Genomic DNA, 1266 nt, shown 5'->3' with positions numbered 1-1266 from the left:
TGATCTGCCCCCTTCTGAGTGGCCCATTTTCTATTTTAGAAATGGCCACGAAGGAGGAATGGAATGGCAAGAAAGCACAAGCCGGAGGAGATCATCGCCAAGCTGCGTGAGGCGGAGATTGTGCTGGCGCAAGGCGGAACAGTGGCGGACGCGTGTCGCCGGATCGGCGTCACTGAACAGAGCTATTACCGCTGGCGCAAGGAATATGGCGGTCTGAAGATGGATCAGGCCCGGCGGATGAAAGACCTCGAGAAGGAGAACGCCCGTTTGCGCCGGGCGGTATCGGATCTGACGCTGGACAAGCTGATCCTGCAGGAAGCTTCGAGGGGAAACTTCTGAGCCCTGCGCGCCGCAGGCGCTGTATCGATCATATCCGGGGAATGATGCCGGTGTCCGAGCGACGGATCTGCCGCGTGCTCGGGCAACATCGATCGACACAGCGCAAGACGCCGCGTGGGGCAGATGACGAGGCTGCACTGACCGAGGACATCATCGCCCTGGCCAGACAATACGGTCGCTACGGCTATCGCCGAGTGACGGCCTTGCTGCGCCATGCCGGCTGGCATGTGAACCGCAAGCGGGTGGAGCGCATCTGGCGACGCGAGGGTCTCAAGGTGCCGCAGAAGCAACCGAAGCGGGGGAGGCTCTGGCTCAACGACGGATCATGTATCCGCCTGCGGCCCGAGTATCCGGGACATGTCTGGTCCTACGACTTCGTTGAGGGCCGCACGCACGATGGTCGCAAGTTCCGCATCCTGTCGATCATCGACGAGGCCAGCCGGGAGTGCCTGGCCCTGCCGGTGGCGCGACGGCTCAGAAGCGAGGATGTGCTGGCCGCGTTGGCCGAACTGTTCGTCACACGTGGTCCACCGGCGCATATACGGTCAGACAACGGCCCCGAGTTCATCGCCAATGCCGTCCAGGAATGGTTGGCAAAGATCGGCGTGAAGACGCTCTATATTACTCCCGGCAGCCCATGGGAGAATGGCTACTGCGAGAGCTTCAACGGCTCGATGCGGGACGAACTGCTCAACGGGGAGATCTTCTACACTCTGGCCGAAGCTCAGATCCTGATCGAGGCATGGCGGCGCCACTACAACACCGTCAGGCCGCACAGCTCGTTGGGATATCGACCACCGGCACCGGAAACGGCGACACCGCCATGGCTGCCCTCCGGCTACGCTACGCTCCACCTACGGACAGCCATGGCGTCAGAGGCGGTTCTGCACTAACAATCAACGCGGACCACTCAGTGGGGGCCGGTCA

The 1266-nt window shown here is 62.0% G+C and carries 1 protein-coding gene; it reads left to right on the top strand.

The features are described 5' to 3' along the window. The first annotated feature begins 63 nt into the window (after positions 1-63). Positions 64-1232, top strand: a protein-coding gene (locus LC083_RS13940) for an IS3 family transposase (RefSeq protein WP_226700931.1) whose coding sequence is annotated in 2 segments (ribosomal slippage) — positions 64-325 and positions 325-1232 — 1170 coding nt in all. Because the reading frame shifts where the segments join, the coding sequence is not laid out codon by codon here. Positions 1233-1266 lie beyond the last annotated feature (34 nt).

Origin of the sequence: Qipengyuania gaetbuli, from assembly GCF_020524765.1 — a bacterium.
GTDB classification, from domain to species: domain Bacteria; phylum Pseudomonadota; class Alphaproteobacteria; order Sphingomonadales; family Sphingomonadaceae; genus Qipengyuania; species Qipengyuania gaetbuli_A.
Note: the sequence above shows the minus strand (reverse complement) of the source record. Positions and strands in the feature narration are given on the sequence as shown.